Annotated in this window: 25 protein-coding genes and 1 pseudogene; 13 read left to right on the forward strand and 13 right to left on the reverse strand. The window is 69.2% G+C overall.

Going from position 1 to position 26909, the window contains the following annotated elements; translation table 11 throughout:
- Entirely contained in the window at window positions 1–810 is an 810-nt protein-coding gene (gene otsB / locus BLW41_RS03755) for a trehalose-phosphatase (RefSeq protein ID WP_218138231.1), read from the reverse strand.
- 21 nt (window positions 811–831) lie between these two features.
- Between otsB and BLW41_RS03760 the strand changes: the two genes are divergently transcribed.
- Both BLW41_RS03760 and BLW41_RS03765 read left to right on the forward strand, forming a co-directional pair.
- Window positions 832–1191 (forward strand): sulfite exporter TauE/SafE family protein, encoded by a 360-nt coding sequence (locus tag BLW41_RS03760; RefSeq protein WP_093116334.1) that lies wholly within the window; start codon window positions 832–834, stop codon window positions 1189–1191.
- Window positions 1192–1218: 27 nt separating this feature from the next.
- Window positions 1219–1635 carry a TSUP family transporter gene (locus BLW41_RS03765; protein WP_093116336.1) on the forward strand — a complete coding sequence of 139 codons (417 nt, stop codon included), beginning with the start codon at window positions 1219–1221 and terminating at the stop codon, window positions 1633–1635.
- On the opposite strand, the gene BLW41_RS11070 is transcribed toward BLW41_RS03765, so the two are convergent.
- Window positions 1583–2494 (reverse strand): HD domain-containing protein, encoded by a 912-nt coding sequence (locus tag BLW41_RS11070; protein ID WP_218138232.1) that lies wholly within the window; start codon window positions 2492–2494, stop codon window positions 1583–1585. The genes BLW41_RS03765 and BLW41_RS11070 overlap by 53 nt on opposite strands.
- A gap of 135 nt (window positions 2495–2629) precedes the next feature.
- Between BLW41_RS11070 and BLW41_RS11075 the strand changes: the two genes are divergently transcribed.
- Window positions 2630–2920 carry an SPOR domain-containing protein gene (locus tag BLW41_RS11075; RefSeq protein ID WP_218138233.1) on the forward strand — a complete coding sequence of 97 codons (291 nt, stop codon included), beginning with the start codon at window positions 2630–2632 and terminating at the stop codon, window positions 2918–2920.
- 68 nt (window positions 2921–2988) lie between these two features.
- Window positions 2989–3885, forward strand: coding sequence for a PAC2 family protein (locus BLW41_RS03775; RefSeq protein ID WP_177169307.1), 897 nt, complete (start codon window positions 2989–2991; stop codon window positions 3883–3885).
- A 50-nt stretch (window positions 3886–3935) separates the two neighbouring features.
- Here BLW41_RS03775 and BLW41_RS03780 read toward each other — a convergent pair whose 3' ends face one another.
- A complete protein-coding gene (locus BLW41_RS03780; protein ID WP_093116341.1) occupies window positions 3936–7013 on the reverse strand; it encodes a PD-(D/E)XK nuclease family protein in 3078 nt (1025 codons plus the stop codon).
- 22 nt (window positions 7014–7035) lie between these two features.
- Here BLW41_RS03780 and BLW41_RS03785 point away from each other — a divergent pair, with 22 nt between their 5' ends.
- Entirely contained in the window at window positions 7036–7869 is an 834-nt protein-coding gene (locus BLW41_RS03785; protein WP_093116343.1) for an inositol monophosphatase family protein, read from the forward strand.
- Between the two features lie 13 nt (window positions 7870–7882).
- Here BLW41_RS03785 and BLW41_RS11425 read toward each other — a convergent pair whose 3' ends face one another.
- Window positions 7883–8587, reverse strand: a complete 705-nt coding sequence (locus BLW41_RS11425; RefSeq protein ID WP_342741411.1) for a CAP domain-containing protein — start codon at window positions 8585–8587, stop codon at window positions 7883–7885.
- A 51-nt stretch (window positions 8588–8638) separates the two neighbouring features.
- The gene (locus BLW41_RS03795) at window positions 8639–9184 is read right to left on the reverse strand and encodes a DUF488 domain-containing protein (RefSeq protein ID WP_177169308.1); all 546 of its coding nucleotides are present in this window, start codon (window positions 9182–9184) and stop codon (window positions 8639–8641) included.
- An 83-nt stretch (window positions 9185–9267) separates the two neighbouring features.
- Here BLW41_RS03795 and BLW41_RS11080 point away from each other — a divergent pair, with 83 nt between their 5' ends.
- The 6 genes and pseudogenes from BLW41_RS11080 to BLW41_RS03830 all read left to right on the forward strand — a co-directional run bounded on the left by BLW41_RS11080 (window position 9268) and on the right by BLW41_RS03830 (window position 14913).
- A complete protein-coding gene (locus tag BLW41_RS11080; RefSeq protein WP_143038570.1) occupies window positions 9268–9903 on the forward strand; it encodes a hypothetical protein in 636 nt (211 codons plus the stop codon).
- 81 nt (window positions 9904–9984) lie between these two features.
- The gene (locus BLW41_RS03805; protein ID WP_093116351.1) at window positions 9985–11124 is read left to right on the forward strand and encodes an Mrp/NBP35 family ATP-binding protein; all 1140 of its coding nucleotides are present in this window, start codon (window positions 9985–9987) and stop codon (window positions 11122–11124) included.
- 12 nt (window positions 11125–11136) lie between these two features.
- Window positions 11137–12009: an SDR family oxidoreductase gene (locus BLW41_RS03810; RefSeq protein ID WP_093116353.1), complete on the forward strand. Its 873-nt coding sequence runs from the start codon at window positions 11137–11139 to the stop codon at window positions 12007–12009.
- A gap of 5 nt (window positions 12010–12014) precedes the next feature.
- Window positions 12015–12695 carry a peptide-methionine (S)-S-oxide reductase MsrA gene (gene msrA, locus BLW41_RS03815; protein ID WP_177169311.1) on the forward strand — a complete coding sequence of 227 codons (681 nt, stop codon included), beginning with the start codon at window positions 12015–12017 and terminating at the stop codon, window positions 12693–12695.
- Window positions 12611–13135 (forward strand): annotated as a pseudogene (locus BLW41_RS11510) (hypothetical protein); the annotation flags it as partial. The gene msrA and the pseudogene BLW41_RS11510, both read left to right, overlap by 85 nt.
- A gap of 458 nt (window positions 13136–13593) precedes the next feature.
- Window positions 13594–14913 carry a TIM-barrel domain-containing protein gene (locus BLW41_RS03830; RefSeq protein ID WP_093116359.1) on the forward strand — a complete coding sequence of 440 codons (1320 nt, stop codon included), beginning with the start codon at window positions 13594–13596 and terminating at the stop codon, window positions 14911–14913.
- Window positions 14914–15010: 97 nt separating this feature from the next.
- Here the strand turns inward: BLW41_RS03830 and groL are convergent, their stop codons facing one another.
- From groL to BLW41_RS03865, 7 genes are all read right to left on the reverse strand, one after another.
- Entirely contained in the window at window positions 15011–16642 is a 1632-nt protein-coding gene (gene groL / locus BLW41_RS03835; protein ID WP_093116360.1) for a chaperonin GroEL, read from the reverse strand.
- 24 nt (window positions 16643–16666) lie between these two features.
- Entirely contained in the window at window positions 16667–16960 is a 294-nt protein-coding gene (gene groES, locus BLW41_RS03840) for a co-chaperone GroES (RefSeq protein ID WP_093116362.1), read from the reverse strand.
- A gap of 317 nt (window positions 16961–17277) precedes the next feature.
- On the reverse strand, window positions 17278–17676 hold the full coding sequence (locus BLW41_RS03845; RefSeq protein WP_093116364.1) for an ASCH domain-containing protein: 399 nt from the start codon (window positions 17674–17676) through the stop codon (window positions 17278–17280).
- Between the two features lie 11 nt (window positions 17677–17687).
- The gene (locus BLW41_RS03850) at window positions 17688–18152 is read right to left on the reverse strand and encodes an NUDIX hydrolase (RefSeq protein ID WP_093116366.1); all 465 of its coding nucleotides are present in this window, start codon (window positions 18150–18152) and stop codon (window positions 17688–17690) included.
- A gap of 7 nt (window positions 18153–18159) precedes the next feature.
- Window positions 18160–18981, reverse strand: a complete 822-nt coding sequence (locus tag BLW41_RS03855) for a Crp/Fnr family transcriptional regulator (RefSeq protein ID WP_093116368.1) — start codon at window positions 18979–18981, stop codon at window positions 18160–18162.
- Entirely contained in the window at window positions 18978–19703 is a 726-nt protein-coding gene (locus BLW41_RS10700; protein WP_177169312.1) for a glycerophosphodiester phosphodiesterase, read from the reverse strand. Before BLW41_RS10700 ends, BLW41_RS03855 begins: the two co-directional genes overlap by 4 nt.
- Window positions 19700–20581 carry a DNA-formamidopyrimidine glycosylase family protein gene (locus tag BLW41_RS03865; protein ID WP_093116370.1) on the reverse strand — a complete coding sequence of 294 codons (882 nt, stop codon included), beginning with the start codon at window positions 20579–20581 and terminating at the stop codon, window positions 19700–19702. Before BLW41_RS03865 ends, BLW41_RS10700 begins: the two co-directional genes overlap by 4 nt.
- A 104-nt stretch (window positions 20582–20685) precedes the next feature.
- Here BLW41_RS03865 and BLW41_RS03870 point away from each other — a divergent pair, with 104 nt between their 5' ends.
- Complete coding sequence (locus BLW41_RS03870; RefSeq protein ID WP_093116372.1) at window positions 20686–21678, forward strand: ABC transporter ATP-binding protein; 993 nt, start codon at window positions 20686–20688, stop codon at window positions 21676–21678.
- Window positions 21675–22472 (forward strand): ABC transporter permease, encoded by a 798-nt coding sequence (locus BLW41_RS03875; RefSeq protein ID WP_177169313.1) that lies wholly within the window; start codon window positions 21675–21677, stop codon window positions 22470–22472. The genes BLW41_RS03870 and BLW41_RS03875 overlap by 4 nt, the downstream gene beginning before the upstream one ends.
- Here the strand turns inward: BLW41_RS03875 and BLW41_RS03880 are convergent.
- Entirely contained in the window at window positions 22469–26887 is a 4419-nt protein-coding gene (locus BLW41_RS03880; RefSeq protein WP_093116376.1) for an Lhr family helicase, read from the reverse strand. The genes BLW41_RS03875 and BLW41_RS03880 overlap by 4 nt on opposite strands.
- Window positions 26888–26909: the final 22 nt, after the last annotated feature.

Raw genomic sequence — 26909 nt, forward strand, 5'->3', positions numbered from 1 at the left:
TCATCCCTCCGCCAGTCGGCGGAGCAGCGAGGCGAAGCCGCCGATTCCCTCGACGACGACGTCGGCGAAGCGATAGAGGTCGGGCGGGGCTTCGTCGGAGCGCACCGCTACCCGCACGACCTGTTCCAAGTGTCCGTCGGCACGCAGCCGCTCGAGCTCGGCGAAGGCGTCGACATCGGTCGCGTCGTCGCCGCCGAACAGAGCCCTACTGAAGCCAAACCGCGTGACCAGCTGACGAACTGCGCGATGTTTGCCGATCTCGATCGGTGGTCGACACTCGAGGACCTTGCGACCGCGGTGAACGGCGAGTCCGGCGGCGGTCGCGCGGCGCTCGATCTCCTCGATCATCGCTAGTGCACGCCGCTCGTCGCGCGCACCGCGCCAATGGAAGGCGACGATCGGCCCCTTGTCCTCGCGGCGGATCTGCGCGAGCCTGAGCTCGCGCGCCGGCAGCGAGTCCGCGAAGCGGTGCACACGCCCTTCCCACGATCTGAACTCGGCAGCGACCTCCGGCTCGCGCGCCCCGGGCAAAAGCAGCTCGGCACCGTGCGAACCGGCGTAGGCAATCGCGCCGACACCGACCAGCCGCCGGGCTTCGCTCGCGCGGCGCCCGGAGATGCAGGCGACGAGACGGTAGCGGCGGGCTAGCCGTGCGAGCAGGCGTGCGATCTCTTCGCTGACGTGCGCTTCTTCCGGGCGCTCCACGATCGGGGCAAGCGTGCCATCGATGTCGCAGAGCACGGCGGAGCGGCCGGGCTCCGCCAGGAGCGGCTCGAGGGCTGCCTGCGCCTCCGGGGGAGCGAGCGCCACTCTCCTTAGTATGCAGAGCTGATGAGCGCCCGTCTGGCCCGACTCGCCGTGATCGGCACCGCGGGCGGAGCGTTCAGTGGCCTCTTCGGAATTGGTGGCGGCACGGTGATCGTGCCGCTGCTGATCGTGTGGCTCGGCTACGGCGAACGCCTAGCGACCGGCACTTCACTGTGTGCGATTGCGGTGATCGGTGCGCTCGCAGCCGCCGCGCATGCCCTCCACGGCAACGTCGACGTGGCGGCGGCGGCCGTGATCGGAGCGCCAGCGCTGGCCGGTGTGGTCGCCGGAGTCGCCCTCCAGCAACGCCTCTCCGAACGAGCGGTTGCCGGGATCTTCAGCGTCGTACTGGTGCTATCGGCGATCAAACTCGCGTTCTTCTGAAGCGGTGAAGGGTTCCCGCGGACTTCGATGAGTGTGGGCGACGTCGTCGGGCTCGTCGTCGTCGGCTTGGCGGCAGGTGTGGCGAGCGGTCTGCTCGGGGTCGGCGGGGGGGTGCTGTTCGTACCGGGGCTCGTGACGTTCCTCGGGATGTCCCAGGTAGAGGCGGAAGCGACCTCGCTCTTGGCAGTCGCGTTCGTCGCTGTCGTTGGTGCGTGGCGGCAGCACGGCTACGGCAACGTGCGTCTCCGCGACGGTTTGCTTGTGGGAGCAATGTCGCCGGTCGGCGTGGTGGTGGGAACCGAGCTGGCGAACGCCCTACCCGACCGCGCGCTTGCGGTTAGCTTCGCCGGTATCCAGCTGTTTTTCGCCTGGCGTCTGGCCAGGCGAGCTCTCAAGCCGCCGGCCGCAGCAGCGCCGAGTGCACCGCAGCGTCCAGCTGATTGAGGCGGTGCAAAGCCGCCGCTTCGGCTGAGCGAAAGCGTCTGCCCGGGACGAGCTCCGGCCCGTGGTGGGTGAGCAGGCAGTGGATCAGCGCGTCGAGGCGAGCGTCGTCGAGTGCGGGAAGCGCCCGAGCGCGGTCCTCCACGAGCCGTTGTCCGAGCGCGAGATGGCCGATTAGCTCGCCTTCCCGAGTCAGCGTGATTTCCCCACCGAGCTGGAACTCACGAGTTTTTCCGACGTCGTGAAGCAGCGCCGCCGCCAGCAGTAGCGAGCGGTCGAGGCGGGGGTGCACCTGGCAGAGCTCGTGAGCGAGGGTCGCCACCGCAACCGTGTGCTCGAGCAGGCCGCCGACGTAAGCGTGATGCCCATCGCGCGTGCACGGTGCCTCGCGAAACTGCTCCCGGAACTCGTCGTCGTCGACGAACGCACGCACCAGCGCGGCGAGGGGAGGGTCGGTGATCTCGCGCGCCAGGTACTCGAAGAAGCCGTCGAGCTCGCCGAGATCGCGCCGCGTGTGGGGAAGTACACGGGCCAGCTCCACTGCCTCAGGCTCGACCCGGTGAATCGATTGCAGCTCGGCGACGAGCTCGCCGCGGAAAAGCGTGACTTGGCCCTCGACCTGCACGAGATCGCCGCGCTCGAAGTTCGCTGCCAACGAGGCGGCGTCGCGGAAGGCCCGAGCGGTGATCCGGCCGCTGCGGTCGGCGAGCTCGACCGCCAAATACGGCCTACCGTTGCGCGCCACCAACAGGTCCTTGCGCGTGCACGCGTAGACGCCCGATAGCGGGGTTCCCGCTGTCAGCGCTGCCAGCGGCGGTCCTCCCGCCCCGTTGTCGTCGAGCGCTGTGGCTTTCTCCCCCACGATGCGAATGCTGCGCACGGGGGCGGACGGAGTCGAAGGATCGTGTCGAGCCCGGCGGGCCGCGGGGATCGCCAGCGCGCGGCGGGCGGTGCTGGGCTCAAGGCGGGGGCCGCTCGCGCCGATCACCCTCGGCGCATGACTCTCTCGCCTCGTGATACGCAGCCCCCTGATCGTTTGACGTTGTGGCCGGTCGGGGACGGGCGGTTCGGACTCGATGTGTGGTGGACCGGTCGCCACGGTCTTGCCAGTGCCGAGCAGTTGCGTTCGGCGCTCGACGCTTCGGGGTTGAACTCGCGCATCATCCAGTCGATCGACGGGCGCTCGTGGGCTCTGCGGGTCGGCCCGATCGACGAGCGTGAGACCGCTCGCGTGGTCTCCCACTTTCTCGCCGTCGCGACGGCGGGCGTGCCGCCACCACCCGTGTAGGGGTATTCGACGCCGCGGCGGCGGGCACGATCTGCGCCCCGGGCAGCTCCGTCGGCTACCGTGAAATCGTGAGTTCGCCGCTGATCGTTGACGAACTACCGCTCGCCCGACGACCCGTACTGGTCTGCGCGTTCGAGGGTTGGAACGACGCCGGCGATGCCGCATCGTGCGCGGTCGATTTCATCCATCGGCGTCTCGGCGCGCGGGAGTTCGCGCACATCGACCCGGAAGAGTTCTACGACTTCACGGCCGTCCGTCCGACTGTCTCGTTGACCGCCGACGGTAAGCGCGAGCTGACTTGGCCGCGCAACGTTTTCTCGTTCGCCGAGGTGCCGGGGGCGGATGGCGATCTAATCGTTCTGCGCGGCGTCGAGCCTTCGCTGCGCTGGCGCACCTATACACGACTCGTGCTCGACCTAGCCGAGCGTTTGAACGTGCGGCTGGTGGTTTCGCTCGGTTCGCTGCTCGCCGATGTTCCACACACGCGCCCGGTGACGATCACCGGGTTCGCGTCCGACCCGAGTGTGCTGGACCGGCTCGGGGTCTCGCGTTCGAGCTACGAGGGTCCCACCGGGATCGTCGGTGTTCTTCACCACGCCTGCGCGCAGGCAGGCCTCGCGGCGATCAGCCTCTGGGCGTCTGCGCCCCACTATGTCGCCGCGACGCCGAACACCAAGGTCGCGTTGGCGCTAGTCAGGGCGTTCGAAGGTGCCGCGAAGGTCGTCGTCGAGGCCTCGGAGCTCGAGCAAGCGGCGGAGGAGTACGAGCGACGCGTCACGGCGGCCGTCCAACAGGATCCTGAGGCGCGTGCCTTCGTCGAGCGCCTGGAGTCGGCGGCGGACGATGACGAGGAACTCGCCGGCCCCCGCCGGATCCCCTCTGGCGACACCATCGCGCGCGACTTCCAACGCTTCTTGCGCCAGCGCGGCAGCGGCCGCAAGCCGGGCGACGACGAGCAGGGCTGACGCTCCGCGCGGCTGCTCGTTCGGTGGCCCGCGTCGCTACCCGCGCCGGCTCAGAGCGCGCTGGCCGGACAGATGATCCGGTAGTCGCAGGCGGCGCAAAGATGCGGCTCGGGACGCGGTTCGAAGCGCTGTGCCGCGATGCTGGCGGCCAGTTCGCGTACGCGTTCGCTCACCCGCTCGATGTTCTCCTCGGTGGCCGGTACCGCCACCTTCTCGCCCGAGAGCAGATAGAGGTAGCTCTGCGATCCGCACTCGATGCCCCAGGCCTCGCGCGCGCCGAGCTGGTACAGCGAAAGCTGGATGTCGTCGGCAAGGTCGACGGCGGAGCGCTCCTTGCCGGTCTTGTAGTCGATCAGCTCGTAGCTGCCGTCGCGGTGGAGATCGACGCGGTCCACACGGCCCCGCACCAGGTGTGGCCCGAGTCGGAAGGCGAAGTTCCGTTCGAACCAGACGGGACGACCGGAGTCGTCGGCGGAGAGGCTTTCCCAATAGCGTTCGAGCGCTCTGCGAGCGCGTTCGAGCAGCGCGCGCTCGCGGGGGCCATCACCGATGCCTGACCTGCGCCAGCAGGCTTCGAGCGCCCGCAGCAGGGCATTACGCGAGCCGTCGCCGTGGAGGTGAAAGCGCTCGAGCGCCTGATGCAGCACGATCCCGAAGCGTTGTTGAAGGGTCGGCTCCTGCGGCACCCGGTAGACCCGCGCGAACTTGTAACGCAGGGGACAGAGGCGGTAGGTCTCGAGGTCGGAGGCGGAGAGCATCAGGCCCTCGCCGCTGCGCGGGATGAACGGATCGAGGCGTTCCTCGGTGCCGACACCAGGGGCTGCTCGGTCGGCTCGCCACTGGCCGTGACTCGTCGTCAGCAGTTCCTCGAGGCGGGAGTTCGCCAAGAGCTCGCGCTGGGCCGGTGTCGCCGCACGCGCGATCACCGCGCTTACGTCGCGCAGCATCGCCAGCGCCTCGCGATCGCTGCGACCGCCGGCTGCCAGCGCGGTTACCGCGATCAGTTCGAGGCACGCGACCACCGCCCGATCGATTTCCACGTGCGTATCGAGACGCATCTCGGCGATCCGCTCAGCGACCTCGTCGATCGTCTCGTTGAGCCGGGTGCGCAGCTCGCCGAGCAGTAGCTCGAGCGGTGTTCGGGCGAGCGGATCGGCGACCAACTCCTCGGCCTCCGCTCGCAACCGCTCGCGCAGTTCGCGCGCTGCGACGCTGCCAGCGTCCACTACGACCACTTGTTCCCGTGCCTGCGCGGCGTGCTCGACGAGCCACGCAAGATCCGTGGTCGGACCAGCGAGGAGGACCAATCGCGCGACCTCGTCGACCGGCGGCTCCCCGGCGTAGACGACGACCACGCCCCCACCAGCGCCATCGGCTGGCTCCGGCTCGATCCCGGCGCGAGCCGCGACGTTCACCAAGCGCACGAAGTCGGCAACGTTCGCGTCGGGGTCGCGGTCGGCCAGGCGTGCGGCAACCTCGACCAGCAGGGCGAGGTTTCGAGCACGCTCGACGGCCGCTGTCTCCGTGCAAGAGTTGCTGCGATCGAGCCCGACCCGTTGGATCAGCCTCAGAACGAAAGCGTCGGGCCGCACCTGCGTCGTTGCCTGCGATGCGCGTCGAAACAGTTCCAGGAAGGTGCTCGCGCGCTCGCGCCCTTCCGGCGACAGCTGCGGGCCACTCAACGCGATCTCGACGGCTCGCGGAATTTCGACGCGACGGCGTCGCGCGACCTGCGTGATGCGCGCGACATCAGCCGCGGCCAGAGCGATTGGGGGGCGCGTGAGCGCGCGCACTGCCGCCGCTGCATCGGTGGGATCGCAGAGCGCACGCAACCACGCCAGCACATCGCGGACCTCCGGACGGCGGAAGAATGCTCCCCGGCCGGCTGTCTTCGCCGGGACCCCGTGTCGCTCGAGCGCGAGCGCGATCCGTTCCGCCGAGGCCTGTTCCTCACAGACCACGGCGACCAGGCCGGGGTCCGCGGCTGCCGCAACCAGCTCGCCACAGACACGCGCTGTCGCCTCGATCGGGTCGTGGTCCCGTGGTAAATGCAAGAAACGCCAACCGGAGGACGCCGAACGATAGGAGCGATCACCCGCGGCGGGCGCGTCGGTCTCGCTGGCGACCAGGATCCGCACCGGCTCGCGGTGAGTCGGCGTGAGGCGCACGGTTGAGCGCGTTGGCCCGAGGTCGGCGGCGACCTCCCGCGAGCGCCGGGCAGCCTCGCCGTCGCGCACCCAGAACTCATCTCGCACGGCAACCGTGACGGTCTCGGCGTGCGCCGCGAGCGCCGCCACCAACGCCGCCTCGGCGAGCGTTAGGCGCTCGTACTGATCGACGAATAGGTGACCAAGCCAGCGCGCGCATGCGCGGCGCGTTTCTGGCTCGCGGCGTAGCAACTCGACCGTTCGCAACACCGCTCCCGGGCGGTCGATCCAGCCGCGTTCAGCAAGTAGTCGCTCGTGGAGCTCGTAAGCACGCGCGACCTCCACCGCGCGAGCGGCCCGCGCACGCTCGGCGTCGTCACGGCCGCTGCTCAGCGACTTCTCGGCACGCTCGAGCGCATCACGAGGTAACAGCAGCTCGCCTTTCAGGCGGTCGATCCCCTCGACCAAGGTTGCTGCCAGTACCGCAGGGTCCGAGGCGGGATCGTGGGCGACGAGGGCAAGGTGATCGAGATGCTCGTGAATCAGCAGCACCCGCGTTGCACGGTCGACGAGCGGGAACGCCGGATCAAGGCCGGCCGGCCGCGCGTGTCGACGCAGGATCTGCGCCGCTGCGTCGGCTACCGAGAGGACGTTCAAACGTTCGAAGGCGCAGCCGATCTGCGCCTCGGTGCGGGCAAGTAACAGCTCGGCGGAGCGTCGATCCGCCGTGAGCAGGCTGGCGGACGGCTTCCCCCCCGCGCTCGCCTCGAGAAGCGCTAGGAAGCGGTTGAGCAGCAACGTCGTGCGGCCGGCGCCCGGTGGGCCCGAGATCAACGTGGTGCGCGGCTCGCTCTCGGCGGAGTCGCAACGGGGTACCGCTGGGTTCCGTTGCCCGCCGGCCACCTGGTCCGCTTGCGCTCGCCGTTCGACCGCTACGGCATCGGGCCCCGCCGAGCCAGCAGCGTCCGCTTCGGGCGCCATGCGACCCTAGGATACGCCGCCCATGGTGGGCGGCGGGAGCCGAGATTGGCTGGCGATCGCGCGCAGTGTCGCTGAATGCGCGCGAGCTGCTTTAGCCGGGCTCGGCAGCACGCGTGAGCGGGGCGAGCCACGGGGTCGCGGTGCAGGGGGCGACGTCTCGCTGACCGTTGATGCCGTCGCCGAGCAGGCCGCGCTCGACGAGCTCGAACGACTCGGTGTGGCGGCTTCGGTGCTGTCCGAGGAACGCGGCCTGGTTTCGGTGGGCGGAGGCGGCCGCACCCGCATCGTGCTGGACCCGGTTGACGGTTCCTTGAACGCGAAACGCGGGCTTCCCTTCGCGGCGATCTCGTTCGCGGTGGCCGAGGGCGAAACGGTCAACGCGGTGCACTTTGGCTACATCGCTGAGCTGGCGGGCGACGGCGAGTGGTGGGCGCAGGCTGGCGGGGGCGCCTTTGCGAGGGGCGTGCGCCTCACGTTGGGTGACGCGCCGCGGGGAGAGCTCGAGGTGTTGGCGTTGGAGTGCGCTCATCCCGGGGCGGTCGCCGAGCAAGCGTTCGCGATCGCCAGCTCGGGAGCCGAGCGCGTGCGCATTCTCGGGGGCGTCGCTGCGGCTCTCTGTTTGTTGGCCGAGGGTCGCGTCGACGGCGTCGTTGCTTTGCGGCCGGTGCGCGCGGTCGATCTGGCCGCAGCCCAGCTCGTGGTACGCGAAGCGGGTGGGAGCCTCGACTTGGGGCCGCTCGGTCTCGACCTGCCGCTCGACGCACGACCACGCGCCCGGCTGATCGCCGCCCGGGCACCCGCGCTGGTCGCGCGTCTGCGCCCGCTTTTTTGGGGCTCGGCGGGCGACCGGCAGTAGTTAGCGGCGCGCGCTAGCGGCGGCGGCCGAAGTCAACCGTGTACGTAAGACCGGGAGCGGCCGGTTGGCCGGGCACACCTGCGGCGATACCGATCCCCGCCTCCTGGAACAGGGGCGACAACAGATTCGCGCGATGGGGCGGACTGTTCATCCACATCTCGACCGTATTGCTCGGGCGAGCTGCCGCGGCGACACCCCAGGAGATGTTCTCGCCGACTGTCCAGTTGCGCGCCCGCCGCAGGTAGCCGCTCTTCGCGATGCGTGCGAGGAACGACCGCCCACCGGGCGCGGTGTGCGAGAAGTAGCCGCGCCTAACCATGTCCTTCGAATGCTGCTCGGCGGCACGCGTCAGGAGAGGGTTGAGACGCATGGGGCGTAGACCGTGCTCAGCGCGAACGGCGTTGATAGCGCACAGTGCCGCGCGCACGAAGGCCCGTTTTCTCGATCGTCGCTGCGCTGGCGGCAAGCTCGCGAACGAGGCAACGTTGGCGGCGGCGGCCGCTGCACGTGCACAGCTCACCTCCACCTTGCTGGCAGCGGAACCAAACGCCGCTCCAGCTGGCACGAGCGCCGCAGCGAGCAAGGTCGCGGACACGGTGAGCAGTGCGGCGCCGCCACATCTGGTTATTCGCTCGCGTCTCCCCCTCGGGCCAGCAGGATTGGGGTCTGCGCGACATTTGCGCAAGCGTGCTGGCTGCAGGCGTGCTCCGGGGGGCACGTACCACCCGTCGGCACCACACTGCCGGACTTGATGCCCACGGCCGGCGAATCAACGAATGTCCGGGAGGGTTGCGCCGGGATAACTCAAGCGTGTGCCGTCGAACCGGGCAAGTGGGCTTAAGCGGTGCCGCTCGAGTCGCCCGTCAGGCAGGATGTGGAGGACTACCGCACCGCTGACGAGGAGGGCGTCCGCGAGCAGTTGCCGGTGGCAGCGCCGCCAATCACCTTCAGCGCACATCACTGCTAGCCGGTGGTGATCCGCGAGCTTCAGCAACTGCGCGCACGCCTCGCGGAACTCGTCGGTCAGCATGTGGTCGGCGTAGCCGCGAAATTGTGGCGATACGAGCCCCAGGTTCGGGCTGTCCGCTCGCGGGGTTCGGCGCCCGCCGAGGTGCGGAAGATGCAGGTAGTCGGCGCCCGCGTGTGTGCCTAGATCGCGCTCGAGGTTGACGCGTGCGAAGTGCGGGTAGCGCCGAGAGCTTGGGAAGCGCCGTACATCGACGACCAGATCGATCCCCTGGCTCGCCACAAGCTGCGCGAACTCTCGTGCCGGGTGGGTCGAATGGCCGATCGTGAAGAGCGAGTTCTCTGCCACCGCGGCCAGGGTAGAAGTGCGCGGGTGACGGAGCTAGTTAGATCTAATAAACTTCGCGAACACAAATCGAAGAGGTGATCAAGATGGCCGAAACCACTACGAACGTTCAGCAGGAGAGGACCACCACGGAGGCGACACGACCGTCGCAGACCGGGAACGGTGCGTCCCGCACGGGAGCCGCGCGTACGAGCGCAAGCGCCCGTACCGGCGCCCGACGCGCCGCTTCTGGCGCCAAGCGCTCTACGACCCGCGCTCGTCGTGCCACGAGCCGCGCCAGCGCGAGCCGCACCGGCGGTGCCCGCACGACCGCGGTCGATTCTGCGGGTGGCCCCGCCGCGGTTCTGCGCAGCGTCGGCGAGCAGGCCGAGCGCGCACTGCTGATTCAGGTCGGTGCGGTGCTCGAGGCGCGCGACGCAGTGGTCGAGGCGGTTCGGCCGCTTGCGAACGACCCGGAGGCCGAGCTCCAGCAGCTGCAGCGCCAAGTGCGCGAAAATCTCCGGCGCTTGGAGCGGCGCGGCGCGACCGCCCGTAACCGCCTCCAACGGGAGGTGCGTCGTGTGCGCACCCAGCTCGAGCGCGAGCTGCGGCAGCGTCGACGCAGCGCTGAGCGCACCTTGCGCCGCAACCGGCGGGAGCTCGAGCGCCAGGTAAGCCAGACACAGCGCGAGCTGCGGAACTTGCTGTCGCGCCTCCAGTCGCAAGCCTCCGGGCTCGTTTGACCAAACGACCCTGAAAACCCTCCTCCCTCCCGGTGCGGCGCCTCGACGAGGCGCCGCACTCGTTCTGCGACAATCGCGGGCGTGCCGAGTAGGTCGGAGATCATCGAGGCGCTGCGGGCCGTCATCGACCCCGAGCTGCGGCGCGACATCGTTTCGCTTGGGATGGTCCGCTCTGTCGAAATCGCGCCGGACGGCCGCGTCTCGGTTGTGGTTGCTCTGACCACTCCGGGCTGTCCGATCCGCGCGCAGTTCGAGCGTTCGGTGCGGCAGGTGGTCTCCGGTATCGAGGGCGTGGCCTCGGTTGACGTGGCCTTCGACGTTTTGTCGCCCGAGGAGAAGCAACGCTTGCAGCAGCAACTCGGCCGCCCGCAAGGTCTGCCCGATGGCGCGCTCGCACAGGTCGCGAACGTCATCTGCGTGGCTTCCGGCAAAGGCGGCGTCGGCAAGTCGACGCTAACTGCGAACCTCGCTGCCGCCTTGTTTGCCGAGGGGCATCGAGCGGCTGCGCTCGACGCCGACGTTTGGGGTTATTCGATTCCCCGCATGCTCGGTGTCCACGGGCGGCCGCGGGTGTCCGCGCAGCGCAAGATCGTGCCGCTAGTTGCGCACGGCGGGATCCGGGTGATCTCGATCGAGTTCTTCCTCTCCGAGCGCGACCAGGCGATCACCTGGCGGGGTCCGATGCTCCACAAAGCGCTCCGTCAATTCCTAGAAGACGTCGAGTGGGGTGAGCTCGACTACCTCTTGATCGATCTGCCGCCGGGAACCGGCGACGTTTCGATGACGCTCGCGCAACTGTTGCCGCAGGCGCGCTTCCTGATCGTGACCACCCCTCAGCCGGCGGCTCAGAGCGTCGCCAAGCGCGCTGCTGAGCTGGCGCGGCGTTACGGGCTGGAGATCGCTGGTGTGGTCGAAAACATGTCGGCGTTCGTGGCGCCCGACGGCTCCCGGCACGCGATCTTCGGGTCGGGGGGTGGCGAAGCGCTAGCTGAGGAGCTTGCCGCGCCGCTGCTTGCCAGCGTGCCGCTGCAGCCCGAACTTCGTGCCTGCGCCGACCAAGGGAAGCCGCTCGTGCTGGTCGATCCCGATGCGCCCGCGTCGCAGGCGATTCGCCACGCCGCGCGTGGCCTAGTCGCGGAGATGCCACCCGCCCCGCCGTCGCTGGCGTCCCCGGCGCGCGGAGCCGGTATCAGCGGCACACCTTTGCCGATGGCCCACTAATCGGGGTCGGCCTTGCTGCTCGTCACCGGCGCAACCGGAACGGTCGGCCGCGCGCTCGTCAACAGGCTGGTCGCCGCCGATCGGCCGGTGCGTTGCCTGGTGCGCGACCCGACCAAGCTCGGCGACCTGCGGGCGCGGGTACAGATCGCGATCGCCGACCTCGCTGAACCGCCCCTACCGCGCGCCGCGATGCGCGGTGTCGAAACCGTCGTCCACCTCGCGTCGGCGAACCGCGACGCCGACGGCGCCACGATCGAGGAGGTCGTAGTAGGCGGGACGGCGCGGCTGGTCGCCGCCGCGCGAGCGGCGGGGGTCGAGCGGTTTGTTTTTTTCTCCGCGCTCGGTGCCCGCCCTTGGGCCCGACCGCGCCTGTTGCGGGCCAAGGCGGTGGCCGAGCAGATCGTTCGCGAATCGGGTCTTCGGGCGACGATCGTTAGGCCGTCGCTTGTCTATGCCCGCGGTGACCGCTACCTGCAGACGATCGAGGCTTGTGCCCGTGGGCTCGGCTTCGTGCCGCTGATCGGGCGCGGGACCGCTCGCTACCGGCCAATCTGGGCCGACGACGTCGCGGCCTGCGCGCAGCGCCTCGTCGCGCTCACTTCGCTGCCGGCGACGGTTGAGCTTTGTGGGCCCGAGCTGCTAACGCAGCGCCAGTTCTGCGCTGCCGTGCTCGAGGCGCTCGGCCTGGGGCGCCCGTTAGTGCCGATGCCGTGGCCGCTCGTCCAGCGTGCCCTAGCGTGGAGTAGCTCCCTTGCAGGTGACGCGGTCCCCGCACCTGACGAGGCGGAGTTGCTGCTCGAGTCGGGCCTGTGCGTGGATTCGACGGCGGCCGACGTGCGATCACTCGGGGTAGAGCCGTTGCCGGTCGCACGCGTGCTTTCCTGATCGCTATGTGGTCGTGGCGCAAGAAGGTCGCGATGCCCCGCCCAGAGGAGGCACTGCCGGGCAGGTCCCAACCGATCTGGACGCCTGGACGACATTTCGTTCTCGGCACGCCGATGGCGCCGCCGTTCCCGGAGGGCACAGAGCGAGCGATCTTCGGCATGGGCTGCTTCTGGGGGGCGGAGCGGGTCTTCTGGAGCCTGCCGGGGGTGTACACGACCGCCGTCGGCTATAGCGGCGGCTTCACTCCCAACCCCACTTATGAGGAGGTCTGTTCCGGACTCACCGGTCACGCCGAAGTTGTGCTCGTGGTGTTCGATCCGCAGAAGATCGACTACGGCGAGCTGCTTCGGAGCTTCTTTGAAGAGCACGATCCGACCCAGGGCATGCGCCAGGGCAACGACATCGGCACTCAGTACCGATCGGCGATCTACAGCACGAACGAGCGCCAGCTGACGCTGGCGCGAGCCGCTCGCGACCGCTACGGCGAGGAGCTGGCGAAGGCCGGTTTCGGGCCGATCACCACCGAGATCGCGCCGGCGGGACCCTTCTACTACGCGGAGGAGTATCACCAGCAGTACCTCGCCAAGAACCCGAGCGGGTATTGTGGTCTCGGGGGGACCGGTGTTCGCTGTCCGTCGTCGGCGACGAGACCGTCGCCACCGTCGAGACCGATCCCTGGCGCCTAACCGTGCGTGCGCGGCGCGGTGGGGCGGTGCTCGAGGAGGCAGTGGGCGCCGAGCTGGGTTTTTCGACCGTGCTCGGGCGGCGGCGCGCTACGCGCGTGTTGGCGGCGACACGGGATGACCAGGGCCTGAGGTTGGTGGTCGCGACCGACGATCCCACCGGCACTCGGCTGCTCGTGCGGATCGCACGAGGACCTTCCGGCGGCGTTTCGCTGTGGGCGAGCGCCGACCGCCTCCTGCCGCCGCCCTCGAGCTTCGAGATCGGCTTTCGAAGGGTTGCTGGGGAGCGACTGTTGGGACTCGGAGAGCGCGCCGATGCCGTCGATCACTCAGGGCGCGAAGTCGAGTCGTACGTCGCTGATGGCCCCTATCAGCCCGGCGCCGAGAGCACATTAGTTTCCCTTTTCGTGCCTCCCTGGGGGTTCCGCGCGCGCGCCGACGCGACCTACTACCCCGTCCCGTGGGTGCTCTCGACGCGAGGCATCGGTGTGCTGGTGGAAAACGACGAAACCGTCTACCACCAGCTCGGCGCGAGCAACGCGGCTGTTTGGTCGCTGTCGGTCGTGGATCGACCGCGCGACACCGGTCTCGTGGGGGCACCGAGCGAGCTGCGCTTGCACTTCTTCGCGGGCCGCACGCCGAGGGATGTACTCGGCCAATTCACCGCCTACGTTGGGCGACAGCCACCGGTCGCGGCGCCATGGGTCTTTGGTCCGTGGTACCAGCCGGGCGGTGAGGTGGAGGAACGCGTCGCCCAAATTCGCAAGCTCAGGGCCGCTGGCGCCCCGTTATCGGTCGCCCAGACCTACACCCACTACCTGCCCTGCGGCGACCAGGTCGGCAAGCGCGACCGCGAGCGGGCGCCGATCCGACCGCCCAGACCGTCGGGCGTCGCACCGGCATGTTCCTGGTCGGACAGTTCGACTTTTCGGCACCTGCCGGGCGTGCCTTGTTCCGGCGGGTGCTCGACGAGGCGGTCGCCGACGGACACGACGGGTGGATGGAGGATTTCGGTGAGTACACGCCGCTCGACTCACTCGCTAGCGATGGCACCCTGGGTACGCGCCTCCACAACGCCTACCCCCGCCTCTACCACTGCGAGGCCTACCGCTATGCGAGTGCTGCACCGCGTCCCCTCGTTCGCTTTCAACGCTCCGGCTACACGGGCGCAGCCCGCTGCGCTCAGGTGGTCTGGAGCGGTGACCCGACCACCGGCTGGGACTTCGACGGGCTTGCTTCGCAAGTCAAGCTCGCGCTCAGCGCCGGTCTTTCCGGCGTGTCCGTGTGGGGCTCTGACATCGGCGGCTACTTCGCCCTTGGCGATAACCGTCTGACACCCGAGTTGCTCCAGCGTTGGGTGCAGTTCGGTGCTTTCTCGCCGGTGATGCGCACGCAACGATCGGGCTTCGCCCTGCCTCCCCGCGACCGGCCACAGGTCGAGGATCCCGACCAGATCGCAAACTGGGCGCGCTACGCGGCCATCCACAACCGCTTGTACCCGTACCTATTGGCTGCCGATCGCGAGTACCAGCGCACTGGCATGCCGATCGTGCGGCACCTCGCGCTCGCCTATCCACGCGACGCGCAGGCAAGTGCACGCGAAGACGAGTACCTGTTCGGTCCCGACCTGCTGGTCGCGCCGGTCCTTGCGCCAGGTGCCCGCAGCCGCCGACTGTATGTACCAGCGGGAACCTGGATCGACCTCTGGCGATCGGTTGCGGTCGGTCGACGGCCGGGCCTACTACGGCTAGAACAACCGCGGCTGCTCGCTGGCGGGCGCGAACTCGAGCTGCCGGCGCCACTCGCTGAGATCCCGGTGCTGGTGCGCTCGGGTGCGTTGATCCCCCTGCTGAGCCCTGATGTCGAAACGCTCGCCCCCTACGGTGGTGGCCGAGTCATCAGGCTTCGTGACCGCGCCGATCGTCTGGAACTCCTGGCGTTTCCGCGTGGCAGCTCAAGCCGCAGGTTCCTTGAAGACGGCTTCGTGCGCTCGACGGAGCGCCGGCGTGGGTGGCGGTTGGAGATCGCCGGTAAGCGCACACGCAGTTATCTCGTCCGCGCTTCGCTTGCGACTCTCCGCAGACCGTTCACTCCCTGCCGCGTACTCGTCTCCGGGTGCGTCCTGCCGCCGCGCAACTGGCGTTGGCTGCGGTCCACGCAGTCGCTCGAATTGCGCGTGCGGGCGCGCCGCGCGGTGCTCTCGGTACGGCCCTGTCGCTGAGCGCGAGCCCCTCAGCGCGAGCCCGCTTGCAAAGAGAAGGCGGGCCCGGCCGTCTGGCCGGGCCCGCCGCAGGACTGGGAAGCGGTGGTTTGGCGGACTAGAAGTCCATGCCGCCGCCGCCGGGCATGCCAGCGCCCGCCTGCTCCTTCTCCGGGATCTCCGCCACGATCGCCTCGGTGGTGAGAATGTTCTTGGCGATCGAAGCGGCGTTCTGGAGCGCCGAGCGGGTCACCATCGCCGGGTCGATCACGCCCGCCTGGACCAGGTCGACGAGCTCTCCGGTCTCCGCGTTGAGACCGTAGTTGATGCCCTTCGACTCGGCCTCGCGGACGTCGTTGACCACCACCGAGCCCTCCAGGCCGGCGTTCTCGGCGATCTGCCGCAACGGCTCCTCAAGCGCTCGGTAGACGATTCGCGCACCGGTGCGCTCGTCGCCCTCGAACTTGTCGAGGTCGATCGCCTTCTGCGAGCGCAAGAGGGCCACGCCGCCGCCCGGCACGATGCCCTCTTCGAGCGCCGCGCGAGTCGCTTGCAGGGCGTCCTCGACGCGGTGCTTCTTCTCCTTCATCTCGGTCTCGGTGGCGGCACCAACCTTCACCACGGCGACGCCGCCGGCGAGCTTCGCCAGCCGCTCCTGGAGCTTCTCGCGGTCGAAGTCGGAGTCGGTGTTCTCGATCTCCGTCTTGATCTGGTTGATCCGACCCTTGATCTGCTCCGGATCGCCGGCGCCGTCGACGATCGTGGTGGTGTCCTTAGTGACCACCACGCGACGGGCCCGCCCGAGCTGCGAGAGCTGCGTGTTCTCGAGCTTGAGGCCCATCTCCTCGGTGATCACCTCGCCGCCGGTGAGGATCGCGATGTCCTCGAGCATCCGCTTGCGGCGATCACCGAAGCCCGGGGCCTTCACCGCGCACGCCTGGAAGGTGCCGCGGAGCTTGTTGACGACGAGCGTCGCGAGCGACTCGCCCTCGACGTCCTCCGCGATCACGAGCAGCGGCTTGCCCGCCTGGATTACCTGCTCGAGCACCGGCAGCAGGTCACGGACGGCGCCGATCTTCTGATTGGCGATGAGGATGTAGGGGTCCTCCAGGACGCACTCCATGCGGTCCTGGTCGGTGACGAAGTAGGGCGAGATGTAGCCCTTGTCGAACTGCATGCCCTCGGTGAACTCGAGGTCCATGCCGAGGGTCTGGCCCTCCTCGACGTTGACGACGCCGTCCTTGCCAACCTTCTCGATCGCGTCGGCGATCACATCGCCGATCTCGTCGTCGCCGGCTGAGATCGCTGCGACACGCGCGATCTGCTCCTTGCCCTCGACCTCGGTCGCCATCTCCTTGATCCGCTCGACGACCTGGTCTACCGCGCGCTCGATGCCGCGCTTGAGGGCGATGGGGTTGGCGCCAGCGGCGACGTTCTTGAGGCCGTCGCGCACCATCCGCTGGGCCAACACAGTGGCGGTGGTGGTGCCATCGCCGGCAACGTCGTTGGTCGCCGTCGCGACCTCACGCACGAGCTGCGCGCCCTGGTTGACGAACGGATCCTCGACCTCGATTTCGCGGGCGATCGTGACGCCGTCGTTAGTGATCGTCGGCGAGCCGAACTTCTTGTCGAGGACCACGTAACGGCCCTTCGGCCCGAGCGTCACCTTCACGGCGTTGGCGACCGTGTCAACGCCCTGCTCGAGCGCCTGGCGCGCCTCGTGGTCGAACTTGAGCTCCTTGTGTGCCATCAGGGACTCCTCCTTTGGAAGTCGTTACCCCTCGACCTTGGCGAGCACGTCCGACTCCCGCAGCACCAGGAGCTCCTCGCCGTCGACCTTGATCTCGGTGCCGCCGTACTTGGAGTAGAGGATCTCGTCGCCCTCCGAGACGTCGAGCGGAATACGGCGCTCACCGTCTTCGTCCCAGCGACCCTCGCCGACGGCAAGGACCTTACCGCGCTGCGGCTTCTCCTTCGCGGTGTCGGGCAGCACGATGCCGCTCGGGGTCTTTTCCTCCTCCTCGATCGGCCGCACGATCAGCCGATCGCCTAGAGGCTTCAACTTCATGGGCAGAACCTCCGTTCCGCGTCGAAGACTTGTTTAACCGCCTGTTTGGCACTCACATGGCACGAGTGCCACGGCTCGGCACTCTAACACGGCGAGTGCCAGATGTCACAGGTATTCACTGACTTTTCACGGTCCGAGAGCGGCCTCGACGGTTCACGGTCGGAGAGCGCTCCCGAAGGATCGCGGCGTCGCCGGCTGTCGGCTCGAGGCAGCGCTCGTTATCGGGCGGCTGCTTGCCCCGCCGCAGCCGACCGCGCCGCTGCGGCACGTGCGCTGCGAGCCACGCTGGTGCGGTCCTCGCGCTAGTTCTGGCGCCGCTAGTTCTGGCTCGGTGCGGACGGCCGCATGCGCTCCGTCAGCTCCGGCGGGCGGTCGACGATCTGCGAAAAGCGGACCACCGTGACCGTGTCGTCGTGGCTGATCTTGCGCCCGTAGATCTGCTCGAGGAAGTGGATCGTCTCCTCGAGGCGGCGGAACTCAGGGTTGTCGTGCTCGATGTCGCGCGGCGATAGGTCGCGCACGCGCTTGACCTCGACCGAGTCGATCACCGCCTCGAAGATCCGCTCACGCGGCGAATGCTGGTAGCCGACGGTGACCATCACGACCGTGCCCTTGCGGTACTTCTGGCTCTTGTCGCCGAGCCGAATGGTCGCCGTCTTGCGGCCGCGCCTGAGCTGGTCGATGAAGACCGGCGAGTAGAAGTTGAGCACGTACACGGCGGCGCAGCCTACCGTTCGTCGGCGGCCGGCGCGGTCCTCTCGGCGACAATCGCTTGCGCCTTTGCCGCGATCTTCCTTTCCCCGCGGTAAGACAGCCGCTCTGGGGCTTCGCTAAGCGGTATCCAGGACGCGCCGAGCACCTCTTCGCGGTCGTAATCGCGCAACGCGCCTGCCCGGTAGCGACAGAGAAAGAACACCACCCGCTTGTAAACCCGACGCCCGCCGCGCGTGTACCAGTAGCGAGTCTCACCAAGCTCGCAAACCGGCTCGACCGTCAAGCCGGTTTCCTCCCGCACCTCTCGGACTGCTGCTTCGATCGGCGTCTCGCCCGGCTCGACGTGGCCCTTGGGCAGCGCCAGCACGCCCTTGCGCGGCTCCACTACGCAGATGAACGGACGCCCCGCGAACCTTCTGACCACCACGCCACCGGCAGAGAACTCGTCGGGCGGCCGCTCGCGGTCAGCTCTCGCCACGGGCCCCTCAATGGATGTAGTTGCGCAGGCGTTCGGGCTCGTGGACGATCACGCGCCCGCGCCTCAGTGTGACCACTCCGTCACGTGCGAGTTCCTGGAGGAACCGACTGGCGCTCTCGCGCGTGGTGCCGGCGAGCGTCGCGATCTCCGCCTGGGTCACCTGAATCTCAACGTCACGCGGGGGCGCACCCTCGCGCTGGCGGGCTGCGACTTGTGCGAGGAGTGTCGCCGCCACCCGACCAGGGACCGTCTGGAACGACTGTTGCACGAGCCGGTCGGTGGTGCGACTCACCCGCTCGGCCATGGCCGCCAGCATGCGTAGCGCGATCGAGGGGTCGGCTCGAATCAAGCGTTCGACGTCGCCGGCCAGAAGCGCCAGCGCGGTGGTCGCCTCGAGTGCCTCGGCGGTGGCGGATCGGCGCTCCCCCCGGAAGAGCGCGAGCTCGCCGAACATCTGCCCGGCGCGCAGTTCGGCGATCGCCAGCGTTCGCCCGTCCCGGTGCTGACGGGTGAGCAGCACGGCGCCGCTACGGACGACGTAACAAGTGTCGCCCTCGTCACCTTCGCGGAAGATCACCTCGCCCCGTTGCCAGCTGCGTGGGACGGCGACTGTGGCGAGCTCCAAAAGCTGCGGGCGGTCGAGCGCCGAGAAGACATCGGTTCGCGCGAGGAGGTCGGCGGCCTCCTCGCGTCCGATCACGAGCGTTTGGCGTGGCACCGGAACTCCTCCCGAGGCGGACACGCCGGAACCGCGCCCGCGGCTGGCGGGCATCGCGGTCGGCGCGTCGCCAATGATCGCCGACGCAGCGCGATCCTTGGTGGTCGTCACGCCGCCTCCTCGGCTGTGATCGCTCGCCGGCCAGCGAGCGAGGAGAACAAGGAGGGGTCGTTGGTGATCACGCCGTCGACACCGAGCCGCTCCAGCCGCTCGATCTCCCGCGCGTCGTCCACCGTCCAGACGTACAGCTCGCCGCCGGCTTCGTGCACAGCTTCGAGCAGGCGCGGTCCGACCAGCAGGCGGTGCGCCATCAGTGCCTCGCAGAGGCCCGAGCGAATCGCCCGGGCGGCGCGCGCCGGTAGGCGTCGTCGCCACCAGACGAGCACGGCGTAGGCTGGCAGCGCGAGCGCCGTGCGCGTGTAGTCACGGCGCACGCGCGGGACCGAGAGCCCTCTGCGCAGCCCGGGCGCGATCTTGCCGATCAGCTCGAGGCTTTGCGGCCACGTGCTCGACACGAGGGTCCGCTCCAGCAATCCGCGAGCGGCCAGCGCCGCCACAACCTCGCGCTCGTAGCCGGGAAGCTTGAGGTCGACGTCCAACTCGACGCTGTCGTACGACACCCCGGCCAAGTGGTCGAGCGCGTCCTCGAGCGTCACCGGCTCGCGGTGGAGGAGGTCGTGCTCGTCGTGCGCGAGAACGAGCCGGCCGTGAGCGTCGCGCAAGACGTCGAACTCGATCATGTCGACCCCGAGCCTGAGCGCCACGTCGAAACTCGCGAGCGTGTTGCCCGGTGCGACGTGGGCGGCTGCGCCCTTATGCCCAACACGCTTCACGTGTCCGCTCCCTCTCCCTTGTCGCGTGTCTCCCCTTGACAGTACGGGCACCAGTAGAGAGTGCGCGCCTGTTCGCCGGTACGGCGGGCACGGATCGGGGTGCCACAGCGCCGGCACGGCTGGTGCGCACGCCCGTAGACGTTGGCGGGTCGGGGCCGTGTGCTGCCGTTGGCGACTGCCCGCAGCATCAGCTCGCGGGCAGTCAAAAGCAGGCGCTGGAGGTCCTCCGGCTCGGTATCTGCGAGGCGGCGGAAGGGATCGATGCCCGCAGCGAAGCACGCTTCCGAGCGCCAGATGTTGCCGATCCCCGACACGGCACGCTGCTCGAGCAGTGCGTCGGCGATCGTCAAGCGAGCGTCGAGTGCGCGTAGCCGGATCGCTGCCGCTTGCGCATCGAAGTCCGCTGCCAGGAGGTCCGGCCCGAGACCTGCCAAGAGCGGTTCGAGGCGGGTCGCGGCGCGCGTGCGAAGTTCTAAGAGCGGCCCGCCGTACTGGAAAACTTCGTGGCGCTCGGTTACCAAGTGAAGCCAGGGCTGCCCCCGTCTGGTCGCGTGCCGACGGGCGGCAGTTGTGGTTTTCGCCCCTGCGGCCGGATCCGCTCGATCGGATTCGGTCACGTCGGGCGGCGGCGTGCGCGGCCGAACCACCCATCTACCGCTCATCCGCAGGTGGGAGTGCAGCAGCACATCACCTTCGAACTCGATCAGCAAGTGCTTGCCGCGGGCTTTGACGTCAAGGCACCGCCGGCCCACCAGTGACCCGATGCGCAAGAGCGAGGGAAGTCGCGCGGCGGGCGCCGAGGCTTGCACGATCCGCTCGCCGCAAAGTGCGCGCCGCAGCCGCTGGGCGGCGAGATGGATCGTGTCGCCCTCGGGCACGATCCTGATGCTAGGGGGCGCCTTCCTTTGTCTCGCCGGGGCGTTTTCCGGCGCCGCGGCGCGCGGCGGTGAGCGGCACGGGCGGGCCGGCTAAGTTGCGGACCATGGATACAACCGGCTCACCGACCGTCTCCGTCGGGGGCACGCAGACCTCGCCGTCGACGGCTGGGCTCGCAGTGCTGGTCAGAGGCCTCGAGCGCTCTTACGGCGATGTGAAGGCGGTGCGCGGCGTCGATCTGGCGGTTGTGCGGGGCGAGGTCTTCGCTTTCCTCGGGCCGAACGGCGCAGGCAAGACGACCACCGTCGAGATCCTCGCCGGCTACCGCCACCGCGACGCCGGGAAGGTGAGCGTGCTCGGGGTCGATCCAGCACGAGCCGACCGTGCCTGGCGCGCGCGGATCGGCATCGTCTGCCAGGAGACCGCGCTCGACGAGTATCTGACCGTGGGCGAAACACTCTCGATGTTCGCCCGCTATTACCCGTCGCCGCGACCGCTCGGCGAGCTCCTCGCGATGTGCGGCTTGAGCGACCTCGCGAAACGGCGGGTGGGAGTGCTATCCGGTGGTCAGCGGCGTCGACTCGACGTCGCCGTGACGCTGGTTGGTCGCCCCGAGCTTTTGTTCCTCGACGAACCGACGACCGGTTTCGATGTCGCCGCCCGTCGGGCCGCGTGGGACTTGATCAGGCAACTGCGGGACGCCGGCACCACGATCTTCCTAACCACTCACAACCTGGAGGAGGCCGAGGCTCTCGCCGACCGGGTGGCGGTGATCGTGGGCGGACGAATCGTTGGCGAGGGGAAACCCAGCGAGCTGGCGACGCTGATGGGCCGCTACCGAATCTCGTTCACCATCGACCGCCCGGGGGAGACGCCCCCGGTCGGTCACCCCGACGCAGATGGGCGCTGGTCGCTTGCGGCGGAAGATCCCCGTGAACCGCTGAAGTGTCTGGTCGACTGGGCGTTGGCAGCCGGCGTCGAGCTTGCGGACCTCGAGGTGCGGCGCCCGACGCTCGAGGAGATCTATCTCACGCTCACCGGTGCGGCGACCGCGGGCGACCAACGGTCGCCAGCACGAGCGGAGGAGCACGCCTCGTGAGCGCACGAGTGGAGCGCTTGCCCTCGTTGGCGGTACTCGTTCCCTGGCAGGCACGGTTCTCGCTGCGCGCGTTCCTGCGCAATCCCGCAGCTGTCTTCTTCTCGGTGCTACTGCCGGTCTTGTTCCTCGTGTTGCTGTCGGCGATCTTCGGCAACCAGCGGCTTCCGGGGCGCGGCATCAGCGTCGCCACCTACTACGTCCCCGGCGTTGCGGTGCTCGGGATCGTCAGCACGACCTTCATGAACCTCGCCATCCAAACCGTCGTGCGGCGCGAGCGGGGCGTGCTCAAGCGTCTGCGCGGCACGCCGCTGCCACCGCTCGCCTACGTGCTCGGCGAGGTCGCCGCTTCATGCCTGCTCGCGCTCCTGATGGTCGCCGTCGTAATCGCCGTGGGCGGACTGCTGTTCGGTGTCGCCGTGCCCGGCACGCCGCTTACCGCGGTTGCCATCGGTACGGTCGTCGGCGCCGCCTCGTTCAGCGCCCTCGGGCTGGCGTTGGCGGCGGCAATACCGAACGAGCAGTCGGCGCCGGCGGTGGCCAACGCGATGGCGCTACCGCTGTACTTCGTGTCGGGGCTGTTCTTTGACGTCGACCGAGCACCGGCGTGGCTCGTCACGGTCGCCGAGATATTTCCGCTCAAGCACCTTCTGGAGGTCTTTCTGCGCGCGTTCGAGCCGGGTGCCACGGGAGTTCCCTTAGCGCTCGGTGACCTCGCCGTCGTTGTCGGCTGGGGGGCTTTCGGCGTGGTGCTCGCTGCTCGCTCGTTCCGCTGGACACCTCGCGGGCGCGACTAGCGCGAGCGACCGAGCACGAGACGGCGCGGTCCCCGTCGGAACCCGAGTTCGAGCAGCAGCGGCTCAAGCGGCGAGTCGCTGACCGGCTCGCCGTCGATCCGTTCTAGCGCCAGGCGCGGGCAGTTGCCGCGCGCTGCCGCTTCCGCAAGCGCGCGCAGCGAGCGCACCAGCCAGGCGCTCGGCGATCCGTCGCGTTCGAAAGGACGCTCGGCGAGCGTCAAGAGTGCCTTGCCGCCGCGCTCCACGTACAGGCAAGCGTGCCCCCTGTCGAGCACTACCTGAGCCCCTGACGTACGTTGCGGGCGGTGCCGTTGTTGGCGCTTCGGCCACGGCAGCACGAGCCCGTAGGGCTGCGCGGGATCGACCGCCGAGAGCACGACGGGTGCCTCCTCCGGTTCGTCGCGTGCCGCGCGCAGGCGTTCGACCGCAGCTGGCAGCGCAAACTGCAGGCCGCCGAGCCCTTCGACGAAGTAACCCCGGCGCACGATCCCGAGCAGTTCGAGCTTCTGGAGCTCGGGGTAGAGCGCAGCGAACCCGCCGGGGATCGCCTCCGCGCGCGCGGTTTCGCGAGTCACGACGCCGTAGCGCTCTAGCAGGAGCTCGGCGCGCGCCCGCATCCGCGCGCCGTAGGCGGGGGGATCGCGGAACAGGCGCTCGCTGAGCGACCAGCGCCCCACCAGATGGGGGGCGGGGCCGCGGCGCCGGCGCGCGAACCGAGTGCCCTGCCGTCGCTGCCGGAGATGTTCGCTGCGGCCACGCGGGCGCGCCCGCAGCGGCGCGAACGAGTCGTTCGTGACCTCACCCGCCCAGACGAGATCCCAGAGGGCGCTGGCCAGCTCCTCGGCTGGGTGATCGGAAAGCTCTTCGGCCAACTCGTACCAGAAGCGGGCACCACCGGCGAGCACCGATCGCAGCGCTTCGTGGAGGGGCCCTGTGGGTCGCTGCGTGGGGTCGCTCGGGGCACCGAGCAATCGTGCGTCCTCGCGGAAGTAGAAGGCGACTCGGCCGCTGCGCCCGCGGGCGCCCGCCCCGATCCACACGACTTCGCCGCTGGCCAACAGCTCGTCGAGCCAGATCGGCGAGTACCCACCGAGTCGCGCGGGCAGAACCTCCCCTTCCCACGTCTCGGCTGGCAGCGCCAGGCTCTGGAGGGCGACCAGTGCATCGCGCAAGCTTTCGCTGCCGCCGGTCGGGGCTCCGGTGACGCCCTGCCAACGACTGAGGAAACGTCCGTAAGTGGCCTGTTCGACCGGCTCGAGCTCGTGCCGCAGGCGCGCCAGCGAGGCGCGACGCAGGCGGCGCAGCACCTCCGGGCAGCACCACTCACGCTCGTGGCCACCGGGGCGTAGCTCGCCGCGCACCAGTTCGCCGCGACGCTCGAGTTCGCGCAGCTCGGCGAGCAGTGGCAGCCCATAGCGTTGCTCAACCTCAGCGGTCGTGAACGGCCCGTGTGTGCGCGCGAAGCGGCGCACTAGACGCAGGCGCGCCTCCGGCTCGTCGGCGAGGAACCGTTCGGGTAGGCCGGGTGGCGGCGCGCAGCCGAGGGCGTCGCGGTAAAGGCCGGCGTCGTCGGCGGCGATCAAACGTTCTTCGCCGGCGATGCGTACGCGCACTGCTCGGCGCTTGCGCTCGAGTTCGCCTGTCAGGGCGCGTGGCGAGACCAACCCCACGCAGCGCATCGCTAGTTCGCTTTCCGAGAGGTCGCCGACGGCGCGCAGCACGTCCAAAAGTTCCTCGGCGTTCGCCGCCCGGCGCCGCTCGGCGGTGCGCTGGAGCTCGGCTTCGACTTCGGCGATCGCGTCGGCGTCGAGCAGTTCGCGCAGCTCGTCTTGTCCGAGCAGTTCGCGCAACAGCTCGCGGTCGAGGGCGAGCGCAGCGGCACGCCGCTCGGCGTTGGGAGTGTCGCCCTCGTACATGTACGTCGCGACGTAGTCGAAGAGCAGCGAAGACGCGAACGGCGACGCGTGCTCGGTCGCGACCTCGACGAAGGCGACCTCGCCGCTTTCGATGCGTCGCAGCAGGCTCTCGAGACCAGGCAAGTCGAGCACGTCCCGCAGGCACTCGCGGTAGGTCTCGAGGACGATCGGGAAACGCGGGTAGCGTCCGGCGACCTCCAGCAACGATTGCGCCTTGAGGCGCTGCTGCCAGAGCGGTGTGCGCTTGCCCGGTCGGGAGCGCGGAAGTAGCAGCGCTCGCGCTGCGTTCTCGCGGAAGCGAGCACCGAAGAGGGCCGAGCCGCGCAGCTCCGAGACGATCAACTCCTCGAGCGAGTCCGGGTCGACAAGCGCTAGCTCCCCGCGCGGCGGCTCCTCGGCGTCGGGGAGATGCAGCACGACCCCGTCGTCGGACCAGATCGCATCGCACTCGATGCCAAGCTCTTCGCGTATCCGCGCCGAGATCGCGAGCGCCCAGGCGGCGTGCACGCGGCCACCCCAGGGCGAGAGCACGCAGAGGCGCCAGTCACCGATCTCGTCTCGGAAGCGCTCGACGACGACCGCGCGGTCGGAGGGGAGGGTGCGTGTCGCGGCTCGCTGCTCACGCAGGTAGGCGACGAGGTTGCGCGCGGCGCGCTCGTCGAGGCCGTAGCGGCGGGCAAGTTCGCGCGGGTCGGCGTCGACTGCGCTGCGCACGAACTCGCCGATCGCGCGGCCGAGCTCGCTCGGTCGTCCGGCCCCTTCGCCGCGCCAGAAGGGCACCATCCCAGGGAGGCCTGGCGCGGGCGTGACGATCACCCGGTCGTGCGTTATTTCCTCGATCCTCCAGGTCGTCGCGCCGAGCAGGAAGGTCTGGCCGGGGCGCGCCTCGTAGACCATCTCCTCGTCGAGCTCACCGACCCGCCGTCCATCGGGCAGGTGCACGCCGTACAAGCCGCGATCGGGGATCGTGCCGGCGTTGACGGTCGCCAGTTGGAGAGCCCCGCGACGCGCGCTCACCGTGTCGGCGACGCGGTCCCAGACGATCCGGGGCCGCAGCTCGGCGAACTGCTCCGATGGGTAGCGACCGTCGAGCATGTCGAGCACCTCGTCGAGCAGCTCACGCGAGAGTTCGGCGAACGGCCAGGCCCGTCGCACGAGCGCGTGCAGCTCGCGGACCGCCAGCTCTTCGGCGCTTGCAACCATCGCGACGATCTGCTGACAGAGCACGTCGAGTGGGTTGCGTGGCACCGAGATCGGCTCGATCGCTCCCGCTCGCATCCGCTCTGCGACGACCGTGGCCTCCAGAAGGTCGCCGCGGAACTTCGGGAAGATGCGTCCCTTGGAGACTTCGCCGACGCCGTGGCCGGCGCGGCCGATGCGTTGCAGGCCCGTGGCCACTGCCTTCGGCGATTCGACCTGGACAACCAGGTCGACCGCGCCCATGTCGATACCCAGTTCGAGCGACGAGGTAGCGACGATGCAGGGAATCTCGCCCGCCTTGAGCAGCTCCTCGACCGCCTTGCGCTCTTCGCGCGACAGCGACCCGTGGTGGGCGCGCGCGATCACGACCGCCCGGCCCGCGCGTTCCGACGCGAGCTCGTTCAGTCGCATCGCCAGACGCTCGGCGCCACGGCGGTTGTTGACGAAGACGATCGTCGAGCGGTGCTCGCTAATGAGCTCGAGCAGCGCGGGGTAGATCGCAGGCCAGATCGACCGCTGGGTACCCGCTCCGTCGGCGGTGGGCGCGAGCTCGCCGCCGCTGTCGGGTTCCGTCATGTCCTCGACGGGCACGCAGATTTCGAGGTCGAGACGCGGCTTTTCCCCGGCATCGATCACGCGGCAGCGGCGCTCGCTGCCGACCAGGAAACGACCGACTTCATCGAGCGGGGAGGCGGTGGCGGAGAGCCCGATGCGCTGGAGCTCGCGACCCGCTGCAGCCTCCAGTCGTTCGAGCGTGATCGCGAGATGCGCTCCACGTTTGCTTGGCGCGAGCGCGTGGACCTCGTCGACGATCACGCACTCGCAGCCCGCGAACAGCTCGCGTGCCTGCGAGGTGAGCATGAGGTAGAGCGATTCGGGCGTGGTGATGAGGATGTGGGGGGCGCGACGGAGCATCGCCCGACGCTCACGCTGGGGCGTGTCACCGGTGCGCAGACCAACGCGGATCGCGCTCGCTGTTTCCCCACCGGGCTGGGCGGCGATGCCGCGCAGCGGTGTGCGCAGGTTGCGCTCTACGTCGTAGGACAGTGCCTTGAGCGGGGACACGTAGACGATCCGCACGCCGCTCTTCTCAGGTAGCGGCTCGCGCACGAGGCGATCGATTCCTCCGAGGAAGGCGGCGAGCGTCTTGCCCGAGCCGGTCGGCGCGGAGACGAGCACGTGCTCGCCGGCGGCGATCGCCGGCCAGGCGAGTTCCTGGGCGCGCGTCGGCCGCTCGAAGGCGCGCCTGAACCACTGTCTAACCGGCGCCGAGAACGCTGCCAACGGGTCTGAGCCCACCGATCGGCGAGCGTAGCGGCGG

The sequence above is a fragment of the Thermoleophilum album genome (assembly GCF_900108055.1).
GTDB classification, from domain to species: domain Bacteria; phylum Actinomycetota; class Thermoleophilia; order Solirubrobacterales; family Thermoleophilaceae; genus Thermoleophilum; species Thermoleophilum album.

What these genes read in the sequence shown, in the direction of transcription:
- BLW41_RS03785 (WP_093116343.1), top strand. Translation starts at nt 7,036, where the DNA reads ATGGTGGGCGGCGGGAGCCGAGATTGGCTGGCGATCGCGCGCAGTGTC.
- BLW41_RS03765 (WP_093116336.1), top strand. Translation starts at nt 1,219, where the DNA reads ATGAGTGTGGGCGACGTCGTCGGGCTCGTCGTCGTCGGCTTGGCGGCA.
- msrA (WP_177169311.1), top strand. Translation starts at nt 12,015, where the DNA reads ATGTGGTCGTGGCGCAAGAAGGTCGCGATGCCCCGCCCAGAGGAGGCA.
- BLW41_RS11075 (WP_218138233.1), top strand. Translation starts at nt 2,630, where the DNA reads ATGACTCTCTCGCCTCGTGATACGCAGCCCCCTGATCGTTTGACGTTG.
- groES (WP_093116362.1), bottom strand. Translation starts at nt 16,960, where the DNA reads ATGAAGTTGAAGCCTCTAGGCGATCGGCTGATCGTGCGGCCGATCGAG.
- groL (WP_093116360.1), bottom strand. Translation starts at nt 16,642, where the DNA reads ATGGCACACAAGGAGCTCAAGTTCGACCACGAGGCGCGCCAGGCGCTC.
- BLW41_RS03830 (WP_093116359.1), top strand. Translation starts at nt 13,594, where the DNA reads ATGTTCCTGGTCGGACAGTTCGACTTTTCGGCACCTGCCGGGCGTGCC.
- BLW41_RS11080 (WP_143038570.1), top strand. Translation starts at nt 9,268, where the DNA reads ATGGCCGAAACCACTACGAACGTTCAGCAGGAGAGGACCACCACGGAG.
- BLW41_RS03870 (WP_093116372.1), top strand. Translation starts at nt 20,686, where the DNA reads ATGGATACAACCGGCTCACCGACCGTCTCCGTCGGGGGCACGCAGACC.
- BLW41_RS03760 (WP_093116334.1), top strand. Translation starts at nt 832, where the DNA reads ATGAGCGCCCGTCTGGCCCGACTCGCCGTGATCGGCACCGCGGGCGGA.
- BLW41_RS03780 (WP_093116341.1), bottom strand. Translation starts at nt 7,013, where the DNA reads ATGGCGCCCGAAGCGGACGCTGCTGGCTCGGCGGGGCCCGATGCCGTA.